Here is a 15,913-nt window from a genome sequence, read left to right as displayed (position 1 = left end):
GGACCGACCCGGCCGGTCCTCAGGGCCGGGAGGCGGGCACGAGGGCGATGTCCTCGGGCCGGATCGGCACCCGGGGGAGATCCAGGCCCGTCGCGGCCCTGACGGCGGCGGCCACGGCCGGGGTGGACGACAGCGTGGGCGGCTCGCCCGCCCCGCGCAGCCCGTACGGCGCGTGCGGGTCGGGGTTCTCCAGGATCGACAGCCGCATCGGCGGCATGTCGAGGATGGTGGGGATCAGGTAGTCGGTGAACGAGGGATTGAGCACCCTGCCCTCCCTGACCTGGATCTCCTCCATCAGCGCGAGCCCCAGGCCCTGCGCCGAGCCGCCGTGGATCTGCCCTTCGAGGGCGAGCGGGTTGAGGATCTTCCCCACGTCCTGCACGGCGGCCAGTTCGACGACCCTGACCAGGCCGAGATCCACGTCGACGTCGACCACCGCGCGATGCACGCACAACGCGAGCTGGGTGTGGGAGTTTCCCTGGCCGGTGACCGGGTCCATCGGGAAGGTCGGCCGGTGGCGGAACTCCCGGGTCTCCTCCACCGGCCCGGACCGCTCCAGCACCTCACAGAGCGACAGCCCGGGATGCGCCGCGCGCAGCGCGCCGAGGCGTTCCCGCACCGCCACGCAGGCGGCCCGGACGGCCCCGCCCGTGACGTACGACTGGCGGGAGGCCGAGGACGACCCGGCCGAGCCGACCGCGGTGTCCGCCGGAGCGACGGTGACCCGCTCGATGCCCAGCTCCGTACGGGCGATCTGGGCCTGCACGGTGACGAGGCCCTGCCCCACCTCGGCGGCGGCGGTGTGCACGAGCACGTGCGGCTCGTCACCGGCGAGCTCGACCCGCACCCGCGCCGTCGAGTAGTCGTCGAAGCCCTCGGAGAAGCAGATGTTCTTGATGCCGACGCCGTAGCCCACGCCCCGCCGCACGCCCTCGCCGCGCGTCGCCTGGGCCACGCCGCCCGGCAGCAGGCGCAGATCGGGCCCGGCGCCGTCCACCCCCGCGCCGTCCGGGCCGGCGGGCGGCGGCTCGGCGGGTAGCGGCATCGCGGCCAGTTCGGCGAGCATCTCCGCGAGCGGCGCGGGGCTGTCGATCAGCTGCCCGGTGGCCAGCCGCGATCCCTGCGACACCGAGTTGCGGACCCGGATCTCCACCGGGGACAGCCCGCAGGCCGCCGCGAGCCGGTCCATCTGCGACTCGTACGCGTAACAGGCCTGCACCGCCCCGAACCCGCGCATCGCGCCGCAGGGCGGGTTGTTCGTGTAGACGCCGTACGCGTCGATCCAGACGTTGTCCACCTCGTACGGCCCGACGCCGAGGGAGGCGGCGTTGCCGACCACGGCGGGCGTGGACGAGCAGTAGGCCCCGCCGTCGAGCAGGATCTCGGCCCGCACGTAGACGAGCCGCCCGTCGGCCGTCGCGCCGTGCTCGTACCGCATCCGGGCGGGATGCCGGTGGACGTGGCCGAAGAACGACTCCTCGCGGCCGTACACCATCTTGACGGGGCGGCCGGTCCGCAGCGCCAGCATCGAGGCGTGGACCTGCATCGACAGGTCCTCTCTCGCCCCGAAGGCACCGCCGACCCCGGCGAGCGTCAGGCGCACCCTCTCCGCCGGCAGGCCCAGGCACGGAGCCACCTGACCCTGGTCGACGTGCAGCCACTGCGTGGCGACGAACAGGTCCACCCCGCCGTCCTCGGCGGGCACGGCCAGTCCAGACTCCGGGCCGAGGAAGGCCTGGTCCTGCATGCCGACCTCGTACTCGCCGGTGACGACCACCTCGGCCTCGAAGGTGCTCCCCACCCTGACCGGCTGGTGCCGTACGACGTTGCCCCCGGGGTGGACGGCCGGGCAGGACGGGTCGAAGGCGGCGCGGCGGGGGTCGACGACGGACGGCCGCACCTCGTAGTCCACGACGATCGCGGCGGCGGCCCGGCGCGCGGTCTCCGGATGGTCGGCGGCCACGATCGCCACGGGCTCGCCCTGGTAGCGGACCTGGTCGATCGCCAGCACCGGCTGGTCCCGGTGCTCCAGCCCGTAGAACCTCTCACCGGGGACGTCCTCGTGGGTCAGCACGGCGAACACGCCGGGCATCGCGAGGGCGGGGCCGACGTCGACCGAGCGGATCCACGCCGACGGGTGCGGGCTGCGCAGGGTGGCGCCCCAGAGCATGCCCTCCAGCCACAGATCCGAGGAGTAGGCGAACTCCCCGCTCACCTTCAGCCTGCCGTCCGGGCGCGGCACGCTCTCGCCGAGCCCCGAACCCGGCCCCGAGGGGCGCTGGGTGTCCGTCGTCATCGGCCGCGTCATGCTCGTAGTACAGCAACCGGACCGGGCCCCGGCCTATCGGCGTGGTCATGGGAAACGGGACAGCGGACGGGGTCGATGCTTGTACATACCTCCAAATAGGCTGTCGGTCGTGCTGCTTCGTGATCTGCTCTCCGCCCCGGAGCTGCGGCTCGTCCTGCTGACGGGCGACGAGACGCCGGACCGTGAGATCAGCGGGGTGCTCATCACCGACCTGCCCGACCCCCGGCGCTACCTGTCGGGAGGCGAGCTGGTGCTGACCGGGCTCATGTGGCGGCGGTCTCCCGGCGACTCCGCGCGGTTCGTGGCCGCCCTCGCGGAGGCGGGGGTGGCCGCTATCGGTGCTGGAGACGCGCGGCTCGGCATGGTGCCCGACGATCTGGTGGCGGCCTGCCGCGAGCACGGCCTGCCGCTGCTGGAGGTGCCCGTCGAGGTGTCGTTCGGCGCCGTCACCGACTTCGTGGGCCGGCGCGTCGCCGCCGTGCAGGCGGGTGACCTGCGCGGCGCTCTCGGGCGGCACCGCAGGATCGTGGCGGCGGTGGCCGAGGGAGCGGGGCTGAGGGAGCTGTTCGCGCTCGTGGAGACCGAGCTCGGCGTCACGGCCGCCGTGGTGTCCGCCTGCGGCTCCGTCGTCGCGGGCGCCCTGCCCGAGGACCAGGCCGTACGGCTGGCCCGCGACTACCTCGCCGCCGTCCGCCTGCCCGTGGTGGTGGACCGCGGCGGGCGGTTCACGCTGTTCGCCGTGGACCGCGCGCACCGGGCCGCCGGCTGGGCCCTCGTGTGCCGGGGGGAGGTCGACGCGGAGATCGGCTTCGAGCTGGCGGCCTGCGTCGCGCTGGAGCGCACCCGGGCCGAGGCGGGCCGGCGGGTGGAACGGCGGCTGGCCGAACAGCTGATCGCCCTGGCCTGCTCGGGAGGGGAGCCGACGGAGCTGTCGGCGCGGCTGCGGACCTGCGGCGTCGACCCGGCGGAGCCGTACGCGCTGGTCGCCGCGGCGGCGAGCCGGCGCGGGGCGACCGACGGCCCCGATCCCGCCCTGCTGGGCGGCCAGGTCGTGGAGGAGCTGCTGGACCGGCGGGTGGTGGCGGTGGCCGGGGCGGACGCGTCGGTGACGCTGGTCCCGCTGCGCGGCGACGCCTACGGCGACGACCGCGACGCCCTCGCGGAGCGGCTGCGCGACCGGGCGGCGGTGATCGCGGCCGGGCTGCCGGCGCTCACCGTGTCGGTGGGGGTGAGCGGGGCGCTGACCGGCGCGCAGGCCATCCGGGGCGGGGTGGAGGAGGCGGGCCATGCCCGGCGGCTGGCCGCGGCGCGCGGCGGGGGAGTCGTCACCGGCGACGAGATCTACACGCACGCGCTGCTGCTGGCGACCACGCCGGGCGAGGTGCGGTCGTCCTTCGCCGAGCGGCTGCTCGGGCCGCTGTTCGACTACGACCGGCGGCACGGCGCCGAGCTGGTGCGCACGCTCGGCGCGTTCCTCGACTGCACCGGTTCGTGGAACGCCTGCGCCGAGCGCCTGCACGTCCACGTCAACACGGTGCGATACCGGATCAGGCGGGTCGAGGAGCTGACCGGCAGGGACCTGTCGTCCATGGCCGACCGCGTCGACCTCTTCCTCGCCCTGCGCGCCGGGTAGCCCGCCGCGGTCAGCGGCTCAGCGCCTCCTCCGCGGAGCGCGGCGGCGTGACCTCCACCCCGGGGAACGCCTCCCCGATCTCGCGAAGCTCGTCCTCCGCCTGACGGCGTAGCTGCTCGTCCCCGGACCGCTGCCCGATGGCCAGCGACTTCAGGGCACAGCGCAGTGCCGGTTCGGGCTCACCGAGCAGGCGATGCGCCTGCGCCAGCCTGCCGAGCAGATGGCCTTCACGTCCTCGCTGGCCGCTCTCGCGGGAGAGGCGCAGGCCGCGTTCCAGGTAGTCCCTGGCGGTCGACGGATCGCCCTGGTCCAGACACAGCTCGGCGAGGAAAAGAAGGCTGCTGGACTCGTGGTGCCGGTCCCCGGCGACTCGAGCGAGACTGAGCGCCTGTTCGAGCAGGTTCATCGCCGCGGCCGTGTCGCCCAGACCCCGGCGTGCGCTCCCCGCCATGAGCAGGGAGTGCCGCTCTCCCACCGCGGACCCGATCTCCCGGGCTATGGCGTTCTGGGCTTCGGCACTCCTGTAAGCCTCGGCGTATCTACCGGAGTCGAACTGAGCCGTGCTCAGGTTGCCCAGGGCGCGCATCTCGCCGAACCGGTCCCGCTGAGCGCGCCGGAGTTCGAGTTCGGCCTCCTGATACGGCAGCGCCTCCTCCGGCCGTCCGAGACTCGCGAGAGACGTGGAGATCTGGCCGTATGCCAGAGCCTGGATGTCCGGATCGCCGGTCCGCTTCCCTATCGACAGTGCCTGACGGCTCAGTTCGAGCTGCTCCTTGTAACGCGCCTCACGGATGAGCTGCCAGGTCAGCGCGAACCCGACATAGGCGCCCAGGCGTGCGCTCTCGTCGTCATCCTTCGCCATCGCCTGCGACGCGGCGGAGATCACATGTGTCAGCTCCTGGTCGAGCCACGCCCTGGCCTCGGCCGGGGTGGTCAGCGTCAGCGGGCGCTGCGGTACGTCGGGCCAGGGAAGGTGCACGCGGTGGGGATCGAGCAGGGTGCTGGCGTGACGTGTGGTCGCGCCGTAGAAGCCGAGCGCCCGCATGAGCGCGTCCTTGCGCGCATGCGGTGTGAGATGGGTGTCCGCGAGTTCGATCGTGAACAGCCTCACGAGGTCGTGCGGCTGGTAGCGGCCGGCCTCACCGGTCTCCAGCAGATGCGCCCGCACGAGTCGGTCGAGGGCGCGCTCGGCGGCGTCGGCGGGTTCGCCGACGAGGGCGGCCACCACGTCGGCGGTCACGCTCGCCACGTGCAGGACGCCGAGATGACACAGCGTCCGCGCGGCCAGTCGATCGAGCGCGCCGCCGCGGGCGAGCGCCTCGTAGCTCAGCTCCAGACTGGATCGCACGGCGATCTGGCCCGACTCCAGCTCGTGCAGCGTGCGCCGCCGGTCCTCCAGCCTCACACCGAGGTCCCGTGCGTTCCAGTCCGGTCGCTCGCCGAGCCGGGCGGCGGCCAGGCGCAGGGCGAGCGGCAGCCCGCCGCACAGCTCGACCAGATGGGCCGCGGCGGCCGGATCCCCCAAGATCCGCTCCGCCCCGACGAGCTTCGACAGGACGGTGACCCCCTCGGACCGCCGCATCCTGCGGAGGATGATCCGCACGCAGTCGTCGGCCACGGCGAAGGACTCCCGGCTCGTGATGAGCACGGTGTTGCCCGACGGCAGGCCCAGCAGGGAGCGGACCTGTTCCGGCCCGGCCGCGTCGTCGAGCAGGATGAGGGTCCTGCGACCCTCCAGCCGGTCGCGCAGCACCGCGGCGGCCTCGTCCTCCTCGGTCGGCACGGCCTTGCCCTCCAGCCCGAGCGCACGCAGGAGCCGGGCGAGCACGCCGATCGGCTCCAGACGCCCGACGCCCGGTGTCGCTCCCAGGAGGTTCACATAGAGCTGACCGTCGGGGAACGCGTGTGCCGCGGTGTGCGCGGCCTGGACGGCCAAGGCGGATTTGCCCGTTCCGGGGGCACCCGTGATCGCGACCACGGCCTGCGGGACGCCACCGTCCCAGGGGGTGAGCAGCGATCGCAGGCGGACCAGCTCCTCGACCCGGCCCACGAAGCCGGTGGCCGCGCGCGGAAGCTGGCGTGGCGGCCGAGCCCCGGGACCGGCGTCGGTCGTCTCGCTCCGCTCCGGGTCGAGGGAGGGGTCGGCCCGCAGGATCAGTTCGTACCGCTCGCGCAGGGCCTCGCCGGGGTCCACGCCGAGCCGCTCGGCGAGCAGCCGCTTGACGTCCAGGTAGGTGTCGAGCGCGTCGGCCTGCCTGCCCGTCCGATAGAGCGCCAGCATGAGCAGGTCACGGGTCCGCTCCCGCAGGGGAGCCTCCGCGACCAGTTCGGTGAGGGCCGTCACGGCCTCCTGGTGTAGTTCCAGATCGAGCATCGCGTCGGCCCGGTCCTCCAGAGCCGTCAGGCGCAACTCCTCCAGCCGGACCCGCTCGGCCTCGGCGAAGGGGCCGGGCACACCGCAGAGGGCGGGACCCGACCAGCAGTCCGAGGCGGCGTCCAACGTCCGCAGGACGCCACGCGGATCCTCCGCGGCCTGGAGCCGCCGGGCCTCGGCCAGGTGGCGTTCGAAGTCGCCGACGTCCGCCTCCACCACCCCGCGTTCAAGCACATAGCCCCGCGATCGGGAGATCAGGGTGCTGTAGGGGCCGCGCCGGCCCGGCGCCCTCTCCAGCACCCGCCGCAGACCGGCGATGTAGGTGTAGACGCTCTGTTCGGCGGTGTTCGGCGGACGATCCCCCCAGAGCCCGCCGATCAGCGTGTCCTTGGTGACGACCCGTCCCGCGCGGGCGGCGAGGACACACAGGGCCGCACGCTGCAGGGGTGGCCCGAGGTCGACGGTCCGGCCCTCGCGCCACGCCGCCACGGGCCCAAGCAGTTGCAGGCGATACGGTGAGCCTTGCGACGTTCCGTGCTCTTCCGCGTTATCCATACGTCGTCGGACTCCATAGGGTAACGACACAGACGCGTTCTGTGGAAGTCTGTCAGGGGCGGTTGAAGGCACCGGCTTGGCAGTTCGTGGCTGCACCCCACCGCATCCCCGACGTTCTTCACTACTACCGCATTACGAGGTCATCGGACTTCGCTTCCCCACTCTGACAGAAGCTCTAATATGCCACTACATATCTAGATTCCGTCTAGATATGAGGATGACGTGGGCCCCCTCCGAGGAGTGCGCGGAACAGGGTGGTTCTCGTGTGCACGAGGCAACGCCCGGCGGAAGCGTGGGGTCTGCCGAGGCGGCGGTTTGGTGGGCTTCCGTGCCCCTGCGGGGGCTAAGGTCCGAGTAGGGCGCTTCGCGGGGCCATGACGCGACGGGTCGAGTCGCGGAGGAGGCGGCCGGGAGGCGCGTGCGACAGTCGTCGCGACAGCCGAACGGAAAGGGCTTCCATTCGGATCTGCCGAACAGGTGAAAGCCGGCCTGTGAATATATCGCCGAATATGATGTCGGAGATGGGGAGAGCCGGTGGCCGATGATTCTCGTTGAGAATATTTCCGATGAGGGGGGTTGGTGAAGCGATTCTCCCTGCCGGCTTATTCGGCCAAACTGATTGTGAAGATAGTTACGAAGTGACGGTGCCGATGCGGCCGTAATTTTCGATTGGGGCGCCGGGGCATCGGAGAGGGTGTGGTGCCGGGCAATATCTGATCTTGGTCTCCGGCGCCCCGGCACGCCACCGGACGTCTGTTGTGATCAGCAGCACGCGTTCGAGGCGGGCAAATTCATCTGGTCAGAAGACGCGGGGGCACTTACTAGCGTAACATCGCCTCCAACGGCCAGTGTGGCCGAAATGATGAGGGTAAGAACGGGTAGGGCAAGGCGGCGCACGGTGGATCTCCCATCAGCTCAGACTGCCGGGCCTACAATATTGCAGGAGTTGCCAATGGCCGCGCAAGATCTGGTCGGACAGCGCATCAAGGCGATTCGCCGTCAGCGGGGTCTCTCACAAGCACAGCTGGCGCATCCCGAACTTTCTGACAGTTATGTATCACTGATCGAAAGCGGCAAGCGTACTCCCACCCCCGCGGTCCTGGAACTGCTCGCGCAGAAGCTGGACTGCTCGCTCACCTACCTCGTCAACGGCGTCACCGCCGAGCAGATGGAGGACCTCGAAGTCGGCCTCAGCTTCGCCCGCATGGCGCTGGAGAACGGCGAAGTCGCCGAGGCCCGCCGCCGGTACGCCGAACTGCTCGCCGACGGCAACCTCCTGGGTCTCCCCGCCCTTCGAGTTGAGGCCCGCTACGGCTACGCGCTGGCCTCCGAGGCGTGCGGCGAGGTTGCCGAGGCCATCTCCGTGCTGGAAGAGCTCGGCGGGTCCGAGGCGGAGGCGATGACGCAGGAGCGCAAGGTCGCCGTGGCTCTGGCGCTGTGCCGGTGTCATCGGGAGCGCGGTGACTACTCCGCCGCCGTTCAGGTGGGCGAGCATGCGCTGGAGACGATGGCCAGATCCGGATGGAACGACGGTCTGGTCGAACTCGGCGCCACACTGCTGAGCGTCTATCTGTGGCGCGGCGATCTGCTTCGGGCGGGGCACTTCGCGACCGAACTGCTGGCGGCCGCCGAAGCCCTGGGCACCCCCCGATCCGCTGTCGCCTCGTCCTGGAACGCCGCCCTCGTCGCCGAGCAGGTGGGACGCGGGGAGGAGGCGATCAACCTGATCGAGCGTGCGCTGGCGATCCAGTCCGAGACCGGTGAGCCGCGAAACCTGGCGCGCCTTCGGCAGGCGTACGCGAACATGCTCCTCAGATTGCACCCCGAGGAGTCGGAGAAGGCACGCGACCTCCTGCTCAGGGCGCAGCGGGAGATGGAGGCGGCAGCCACAAGCACCTTCGACAGGGCTCATGGCGCACTCGCCCTCGCGTGGGCGGAGATCGTCCTCCAGTATCCCGAACAGGCCGTGGAGTACGCGCAGACCGCCATCGATCTGGTACGAGGCACCTCAGGGTGGCTGGAGACACGAGCCGCCCTCCTCCTCAGCCAGGCGCGTTTCCTGCTGCATCAGGATGACAAGGCAGCGGGCGAACTGGACATTGTGAGCGACTGGCTGGAGGACGCGCTGCCCACACGGAAGACGGCCGAGGACTGGATGACCATCGGCGAGATGCGCCGGCGGATCGGGGACGACCGGCAGAGTGTGGCCGCCTACCAGCGGGCCCTCGCCTGCGCCGGGCTGTGACAGGCGTCCCCGCACACCGCTCGTCCACCGGGCCTCATATATAGGCCCCGTACAGACCTGACCCACCGGGCCGGAGCGTCGCGCTCCGGCCCGGATCCGTCTGTGCGGTCGGACCCCTGAGCAGGGGACATGACAGGTCGTCCCCGTCTTCCGGTGCGGGGGTGTGGACCGCGCACACGCGTCGGTAGCCTGGGACTGTCATGAAGAGACCCATCCTCGCCGCCTTCGCCGGCCTCGCCGCGTTCCTGGTGTCGCTCCTGCTGTGCGCGGCCCAGGTCCTGCCGGCCCAGGCGCACACCTCGCTCAAGAGCAGCGACCCGCAGAAGAACGCCCAGGTCAAGACCTTGACCAAGGTCACCCTGGAGTTCGCGGACTCCGTGCGCTTCCCGGTCGTGGTCGTCCGCGGCGAGGACGGCAAGCGCTACGAGAAGGGCGCTCCGGCCGTCAACGGCCCCAAGGTGACCGAGGCGGTGGCCGACGCGGTACCGCCGGGCCGGTACACGATCGCCTGGCGGGTGGTCTCTCCCGACGGTCACCCCCTGGAGGGGGAGATCCCCTTCACTGTGGTGGGTGACCAGGCGCTGGGCAGCGCGACCTCGGTGGCCGAGCCCCAGGACACGGTCGCCGCACCCGTCGCGTCGGCCGCTACGACGTCCGAGGCTGCGCAGGCGTCCCAGGCCGGCGACAGCGAGGGCGGCGGCGTGCCCGGCTGGTTCTGGGCCGTGGTCTTCGGCATCGCCGGCATCGGCATCGGCATGTTCCTGAGCCTGCGGAAGAAGCCGTGAGCAGGGTCGTGCGCCTGACCGTCGCGGCGCTGTGCGCGACGGCGGGCGCGCTCGTGGTCGCGATGGTGCTCGGCGGCGCCGCGACCCCCCGGATCATCCCCGGCCTGCCCGACGAGGGCACGCTGACGCGCTGGATGCTTCCGTTGTCGAAGCTCGCTATGGACGTCTCCGGCGTCCTGACCGTGGGACTGCTGGCCGTGGCCGCGGCCTTCCTGCCCAGTGACAAGGGGCTGCTCGGCAGGCCGGCCCAGAGCTATGTGAAGGGCGCCTCGTGGTCCGCCCTGGCCTGGGCGGTCGCCGCGGCGGTGGCGCTGGTCTTCAGCCTGTCGGAGACCCTCGGCGCGCCCGTGGGGGAGATCCTCGCCGGCAACGAGCTCACCAGCTACGCCAGCCAGGTGCCGCAGGGCATCGCGCTGACCCTGGTCGTGCTGTTCGCCGTCGCCATCGCGTTGTTCGCCCGGGGCGCGATCACGGCGGGCGCCGCCGCGGGACTGCTGGTCTTCGCGCTGGTGACGCTCCTGCCGCCCGCGCTGACCGGGCACTCCTCCTCCGCGCCCAACCACGGGCTGGCCACCACCTCCGTCGGCATGCACCTGCTCTTCCTGGCATTGTGGGTCGGGGGGCTCGCCGCGACCTGCGTCCACGCGCTCCGCGGGCAGGCGCAGATCGACGTCGCCGCCGCGCGCTTCTCGAGGATGGCGCTGTGGTGCTTCATCGGGGTCGGCCTCTCCGGCGTCGCCGCGGGCGCCTCGCGCCTGGCCACGATCGGCGACCTGTTCACCTCCGCCTACGGCCTGCTCCTGATGGCCAAGGTCGCGGCGTTCGCCGTGCTGGGGTACCTGGGATGGCGCCACCGGGGCCGTACGCTGCCGAGGCTGTCGGCGGGAGAGCCGCACGCGTTCCTGCGCCTGGCCCTCGGCGAGGTCATGCTCATGGGCGCGACGATGGGGGTCGGCGTGGCGCTGTCCAGGACCGCCCCGCCGCCCGTCAACACGCCGGTCGACCGCGCGTTCGAGCTCCTCGGCTACCTGCTCCCGCCTCCGCTGTCCCTGGGGAACCTGTTCACGCTGTGGTGGTTCGACCTGTTCTTCGCCGTGCTCGCCGCGGCCCTGGCCGGACTGTACGGCGCGGGGGTCGTGCGGCTGGCCCGGCGGGGTGACAAGTGGCCGGTGGGCCGCACGGTGAGCTGGGGTATCGGCGTCGTCATCCTGGTGCTCAGCACCCAGAGCGGCATCGCGCGGTACGCGCCCGTGCTGTTCAGCGTGCACATGACCGAGCACATGATCCTGTCGATGCTGGTCCCGATCTTCTTCGTGCTGGGCGCGCCGGTGACGCTGGCGCTGCGCGCGCTCAGGCCCGCCGTACGGCGCGGCGACCGCGGACCCCGCGAGTGGATCACGGTGATCCTGCACAGCAGGGTGATGAGGTTCGTCAGTCACCCCGCGATCGCGACGGCGATCTTCGTGGTGTCGACGTTCGCGCTGTACTTCACCCCGCTGTTCGCCGCCGCGATGGAGGAGCACCTCGGGCACATCGCGATGACGACGCACTTCCTGCTGAGCGGCACCCTGTTCTTCTGGGTGATCATCGGCGTGGACCCGGCGCCGCACAAGCTGCCCCACGCCGGGCGGCTGCTGCTCCTCATGGTGACCATGCCGTTCCACGCGTTCTTCGGCATCGCCCTGATGAGCATGGGCACGGTGCTGGCCGGCGCGTACTACGACCAGCTCGGCCGCACCTGGGGCGCCTCGTCCCTGTCCGACCAGCAGACCGGAGGCGGCATCGCCTGGGGTTTCGGCGAGATCCCCACCCTGATCGTGCTGCTCGCGCTGGGCTTCCAGTGGTGGCGCGACGACGAGCGGGTCGCCCGGCGGGCCGACCGCCGGGCAGACGCCGCCGCGGCGAAGCCGGGCGGCGGCACCGGAGACGCCGAGCTGGACGCCTACAACGACTACCTGGCCAAGCTGAACCGGCGCGACCGGTCCCGCTGACCACGCGGGACCCACGCGCCCGCACGCGGGGCGGGCCTCAGGGCAGGGTCAGGATCTCGTGGCCGGTCTCCGTCACCACGATCGTGTGCTCGAACTGCGCGGTGCGCTTGCGGTCCTTGGTGACGGCGGTCCAGCGGTCGGGCCAGATCTCGTAGTCGATCGTGCCCAGTGTGAGCATCGGCTCGATCGTGAACGTCATTCCGGGCACCAGCGTCACCGACAGCGACGTGTCCTCGTAGTGGGGGACGATGAGCCCCGAGTGGAACGACGCCGCGATGCCGTGGCCGGTGAAGTCGCGGACGACCCCGTAGCCGAAGCGCTTGGCGTACGCCTCGATGACCCGGCCGACGATGTTGAGCTGCCGGCCCGGCGCGACCGCCTTGATCGCCCGCATCGTCGCCTCGCGGGTCCGTTCGACCAGCAGGCGCGACTCCTCGTCGACCTCCCCGACGAGGAAGGTGGCGTCGGTGTCGCCGTGCACCCCGCCGATGAAGGCCGTGATGTCCACGTTGACGATGTCGCCGTCGCGCAGGACGGTGTCGTCGGGGATCCCGTGGCAGATCACCTCGTTGATCGACGTGCACAGCGACTTCGGGTAGCCGCGGTAGCCGAGCGTCGAGGGGTACGCGTCGTGGTCGCAGAGGAACTCGTGGCCGATGCGGTCGAGCTCGTCGGTCGTCACGCCGGGAGCGACGTGCCTGCCGACCTCCTCAAGGGCCTGCGCGGCGATCCGGCCCGCGATCCGCATCTTCTCGATGGTCTCGGGGGTCTGGACGTCGCTGTCGCCCTTCCTGGGCTCGGCCCTGCCCACGTACTCGGGGCGGGGGATGTGGGCGGGGACCTTGCGGGTGGGCGAGATACGCCCGGGGCGCAGCAGCGTGGACATGCCGCCAAGTCTAGTTGCGCTTCCGCTGGGCACGATTAGTGCCGTGAGCGATCAATGGTGGTTCTGCCTGAAGCACATGACCGTCGAGCCGGAGAAGGGCTGCCCCAACAAGGACCGGCTCGGGCCCTACGACTCCCAGGACGCCGCCTCCCACGCCCTGCAGACGGCGGCCGAGCGCAACAAGAAGTGGAAGGAACAGGACAAGGAGTGGGACGAGTGACCCCCTGACGTACGCGAGCCTATGCGCACGGGCTGACGTACGCGGGTTCAGCCGGCCGGGGTGTCGGCGGCCTGGACGTGGACCGCGCCTGCCTGCACTCCGCCTGCCTGCACCCCGCCTGCCTGGACCTCACCCGTCTGAACCGCGGCGGCCGGGGGCGCGGCGCCCGCGGACCCGGCCGCCCGCCGCCGCGCCGCGCGGCGGGCCACGAGCCGGCCGAGCGTCCACACGCCGATCCCGCTCCACACCAGGTTGAGGATCGCCGAGGGCCAGGCCGAGTGGTAGGCGCTGTTGACCATCAGCGCCGCCGCCCCGCCCAGGTTGAGGAGCTGGTACGGCAGCCCGTCCCCGGACATCCGGCCCGACGACACCATGGCGTACGCGGCCAGCAGGACGACGGCCCCCACCGTGCCGGTGATCGTGATGAAGGCGGACATCAGGACTGCCCTCCGTCCGGAGAAGTGCTCATGGCCCAATGATCCCGCCGCTCGCGTCAGTCGCTCACGCGCGGGCCGGTGATGCGGTCGGCCAGCAGGGCCAGGCGTTCCCGCAGGCCGGCCCGGCGGCGTACCTCACCGGCCGCGCTGCTCACAAGGTGCTGCGCGGCGTCGAAGCTGAGCACGCCCCCCTCGGGCGGTACGGCGATGGCGTCGTGGGCGAGCGACTCCAGCTCCGGGTCTCCGCCGTCGACGGCGAGGATCGTGGCGCCGGTGCGGCGGGCGTCGTCCACGCGCTCCAGCAGCGGCACGGGCGCCCGCTCCTCGGCGACCACGAAGAGCGTCTCGCCCCGCCCCGCGCTCCGCAGCCGGTCCATCCCGACGCGCAGATGAGGGGGAGCGCCGGGCGGCGGCGCCCAGCGGACGAGCGTGGGGGAGAGCTGGGCGAGGCCCGACAGCCGGGCCTCGTCGGCGAGATGGGCGGTGACGTGCCACGGCTCGTCCTCGGGGGTGCCGACGACCAGGAGCCCTCCGGGCGACCTGGTGGCCCGGAGGGCGAGGCCGAGCTCACGAGTGCGTTCCAGCCAGCCGGTGGAGGCGAGCACCTCCCGAAGCAGATTCACCGATGCGGCGTCCATCAGATTCTCCCCAGGGGGCCGTTGCCTTCAGGTGACGGGGGAATCGGGAGCGGAAGGGCCGCCAAGGCGCGGGTGTGCGGTGACCTGCCTGGTTTGCGCATCAGAGATCGGTCTCCGTTCGTCGCGTATTGGATGTGCGGCGCTGTCATGATGATCGTGTGACTCGGCAAGGGCGCATGTCCCCCGCTGCGGCGTATGACCTTGGGCACCACGTCGTGTGGTGCCCGAAGTACCGGCGCCCGGTCCTCGGCGGGCGAGCCAAGGATCGTCGTGAGGAACTGATTCGCGCCACAGCCGGCGAGCACGGCTGCCAGATCATGGCGCTTGACGTGGTGTCGGACCAGGTGCACCTGTTCGTCACGCCCAACCCGAAGAGCGCGCCGGCGTACGTCGCCAACCAGTTCCCGGGCTTCACCTCCCACCACCCGCGCGCCGGGTTCCCGCACCCGCGTTCCCCGTTGCCCACACCGTGGTCAAGGTCCTGCTTCGTGGCCACGGTCGGCGCGGTGCCGGCCGAGACGGTGCGGCGCTATATGGAGACGCGGTACGAGCGGCCGGAAGGCGGTGGCCGTGCCTAGGTCGTTCAAGTTCCTGCTGCGCCCGACCGCCAAGCAGGCCGCCGCGCTCGCCGCGTGCCTGGAGGACCACCGCACGCTGTACAACGCGGCCTTGGAGCACCGCCGTACGGCCTACGTCAAGGCGGGTGTGAGTGTCCGGTACGGCGACCAGTCCGCCGAGCTGAAGCACATCCGGGGTGATGACCCCGACGGGCAGGGCCGGTGGTCGTTCTCCTCCCAGCAGGCGACACTGCGCCGTCTGGACAAGGCGTTCGCCGCGTTTTTCACCCGCGTGAAGGCCGGGCGCACCCCGGGCTTCCCCCGGTTCAAGGGCCGGGGCTGGTTCGATGCGGTGGAGTGGCCCAAGGACGGTGACGGCTGCCGCTGGGACTCCCAGCCCGAGCACCCCTCGGCCACGTTCGTGCGACTTCAGGGCGTCGGACATGTCCGGGTGCACCAGCACCGTCCGGTCAGGGGCCGGGTCAAGACGATCAGCGCCAAGCGGGAGGGCAAACGCTGGTACGTGGTCCTGGCGTGTGACGACGTGCCCGCCGAGCCGCTTCCCGGCACGGGTGCGGTGGTCGGCCTCGACATGGGCGTGGCCTGTCTGGTCACCATGAACGACGGTGTGCACGTCGCCAACCCGCGCCACCTCGCCGCGACCGCCGATCGTCTCGCGGAAGCTCAGCGAGACCTCGCCCGCGGCGAACGCGGATCCAGACGCCGCCGCAAGAAGGTGGCGCGGGTCGCCGCCCTGCACGGCAAGGTCCGCCGTCAGCGGATCGACTACGCGCACAAGGTCGCCAACGCGCTGGTCCGGGCGTATGACGTGATCGTGCACGAGGACCTGCGGATAGCGAACATGACCCGTTCGGCGTCCGGCACGGTCGAGCAGCCCGGCCGGAACGTCGCGCAGAAGTCCGGCTTGAATCGCAGCATTTTGGACGCGGGTTGGGGGGTGTTCCTGACGGTCCTCGCGCACAAGGCTGAAAGCGCCGGTCGAGAGCTGATCGCGGTGAACCCCGCCGACACCTCCCGCACCTGCTCGCGTTGCGGGCATTGCGCGAAGGAGAACCGCGTCACCCAGGCCGAGTTCGTCTGTACAGCGTGCGGACATGCCGCGCACGCCGACGTGAACGCGGCGACCAACATCTTGAGGGCGGGGCTTGCCCTTCGCCAGGCTGCGGAAGCGGCTTAGCGAGAAGCCGCTCCCTCCAGAGAGCGGAGGAGTCACGAACGTCATGGTGCCTGACAGACACGAGTGAAGTCCCGCCGATCCGGTTC

Annotated in this window: 12 protein-coding genes; 7 read left to right on the top strand and 5 right to left on the bottom strand. The window is 71.5% G+C overall.

What is annotated here, in order from left to right; genetic code table 11:
* Window positions 1–19 precede the first annotated feature (19 nt).
* Window positions 20–2,308 (bottom strand): xanthine dehydrogenase family protein molybdopterin-binding subunit, encoded by a 2,289-nt coding sequence (locus FED44_RS17075; RefSeq protein ID WP_244302014.1) that lies wholly within the window; start codon window positions 2,306–2,308, stop codon window positions 20–22.
* 109 nt (window positions 2,309–2,417) lie between these two features.
* Between FED44_RS17075 and FED44_RS17070 the strand changes: the two genes are divergently transcribed.
* A complete protein-coding gene (locus FED44_RS17070) occupies window positions 2,418–3,941 on the top strand; it encodes a PucR family transcriptional regulator (protein WP_138461280.1) in 1,524 nt (507 codons plus the stop codon).
* A gap of 10 nt (window positions 3,942–3,951) precedes the next feature.
* Here the strand turns inward: FED44_RS17070 and FED44_RS17065 are convergent, their stop codons facing one another.
* Window positions 3,952–6,804 carry an AfsR/SARP family transcriptional regulator gene (locus FED44_RS17065; RefSeq protein ID WP_167521499.1) on the bottom strand — a complete coding sequence of 951 codons (2,853 nt, stop codon included), beginning with the start codon at window positions 6,802–6,804 and terminating at the stop codon, window positions 3,952–3,954.
* A 1,018-nt stretch (window positions 6,805–7,822) separates the two neighbouring features.
* Between FED44_RS17065 and FED44_RS17060 the strand changes: the two genes are divergently transcribed.
* From FED44_RS17060 to FED44_RS17050, 3 genes are all read left to right on the top strand, one after another.
* Complete coding sequence (locus FED44_RS17060) at window positions 7,823–9,115, top strand: helix-turn-helix domain-containing protein (RefSeq protein ID WP_138461278.1); 1,293 nt, start codon at window positions 7,823–7,825, stop codon at window positions 9,113–9,115.
* 200 nt (window positions 9,116–9,315) lie between these two features.
* On the top strand, window positions 9,316–9,900 hold the full coding sequence (locus FED44_RS17055) for a copper resistance CopC family protein (protein WP_138461277.1): 585 nt from the start codon (window positions 9,316–9,318) through the stop codon (window positions 9,898–9,900).
* Window positions 9,897–11,891, top strand: a complete 1,995-nt coding sequence (locus FED44_RS17050) for a bifunctional copper resistance protein CopD/cytochrome c oxidase assembly protein (protein WP_244302013.1) — start codon at window positions 9,897–9,899, stop codon at window positions 11,889–11,891. The genes FED44_RS17055 and FED44_RS17050 overlap by 4 nt, the downstream gene beginning before the upstream one ends.
* Before the next feature lie 37 nt (window positions 11,892–11,928).
* On the opposite strand, the gene map is transcribed toward FED44_RS17050, so the two are convergent.
* A complete protein-coding gene (map, locus tag FED44_RS17045; RefSeq protein WP_117410383.1) occupies window positions 11,929–12,777 on the bottom strand; it encodes a type I methionyl aminopeptidase in 849 nt (282 codons plus the stop codon).
* A 43-nt stretch (window positions 12,778–12,820) separates the two neighbouring features.
* Here map and FED44_RS17040 point away from each other — a divergent pair, with 43 nt between their 5' ends.
* Window positions 12,821–12,997 (top strand): hypothetical protein, encoded by a 177-nt coding sequence (locus tag FED44_RS17040; protein WP_244302012.1) that lies wholly within the window; start codon window positions 12,821–12,823, stop codon window positions 12,995–12,997.
* Between the two features lie 47 nt (window positions 12,998–13,044).
* On the opposite strand, the gene FED44_RS36465 is transcribed toward FED44_RS17040, so the two are convergent.
* Together FED44_RS36465 and FED44_RS17030 are read right to left on the bottom strand one after the other, a co-directional pair.
* Complete coding sequence (locus FED44_RS36465) at window positions 13,045–13,434, bottom strand: CBU_0592 family membrane protein (protein ID WP_187406040.1); 390 nt, start codon at window positions 13,432–13,434, stop codon at window positions 13,045–13,047.
* 56 nt (window positions 13,435–13,490) lie between these two features.
* Window positions 13,491–14,072: a hypothetical protein gene (locus tag FED44_RS17030; RefSeq protein ID WP_138461276.1), complete on the bottom strand. Its 582-nt coding sequence runs from the start codon at window positions 14,070–14,072 to the stop codon at window positions 13,491–13,493.
* Window positions 14,073–14,248: 176 nt separating this feature from the next.
* Here FED44_RS17030 and tnpA point away from each other — a divergent pair, with 176 nt between their 5' ends.
* Together tnpA and FED44_RS17020 are read left to right on the top strand one after the other, a co-directional pair.
* Window positions 14,249–14,650, top strand: a complete 402-nt coding sequence (gene tnpA / locus FED44_RS17025; protein WP_138461471.1) for an IS200/IS605 family transposase — start codon at window positions 14,249–14,251, stop codon at window positions 14,648–14,650.
* Window positions 14,643–15,827: an RNA-guided endonuclease InsQ/TnpB family protein gene (locus FED44_RS17020; protein ID WP_244302011.1), complete on the top strand. Its 1,185-nt coding sequence runs from the start codon at window positions 14,643–14,645 to the stop codon at window positions 15,825–15,827. The genes tnpA and FED44_RS17020 overlap by 8 nt, the downstream gene beginning before the upstream one ends.
* Window positions 15,828–15,913: the final 86 nt, after the last annotated feature.

Origin of the sequence: Microbispora triticiradicis, from assembly GCF_005864065.1 — a bacterium.
GTDB classification, from domain to species: Bacteria; Actinomycetota; Actinomycetes; order Streptosporangiales; family Streptosporangiaceae; genus Microbispora; species Microbispora triticiradicis.
The sequence above is the reverse complement of the archived record's forward strand: the minus strand, read 5'-3'. Positions and strand labels throughout refer to the sequence as shown.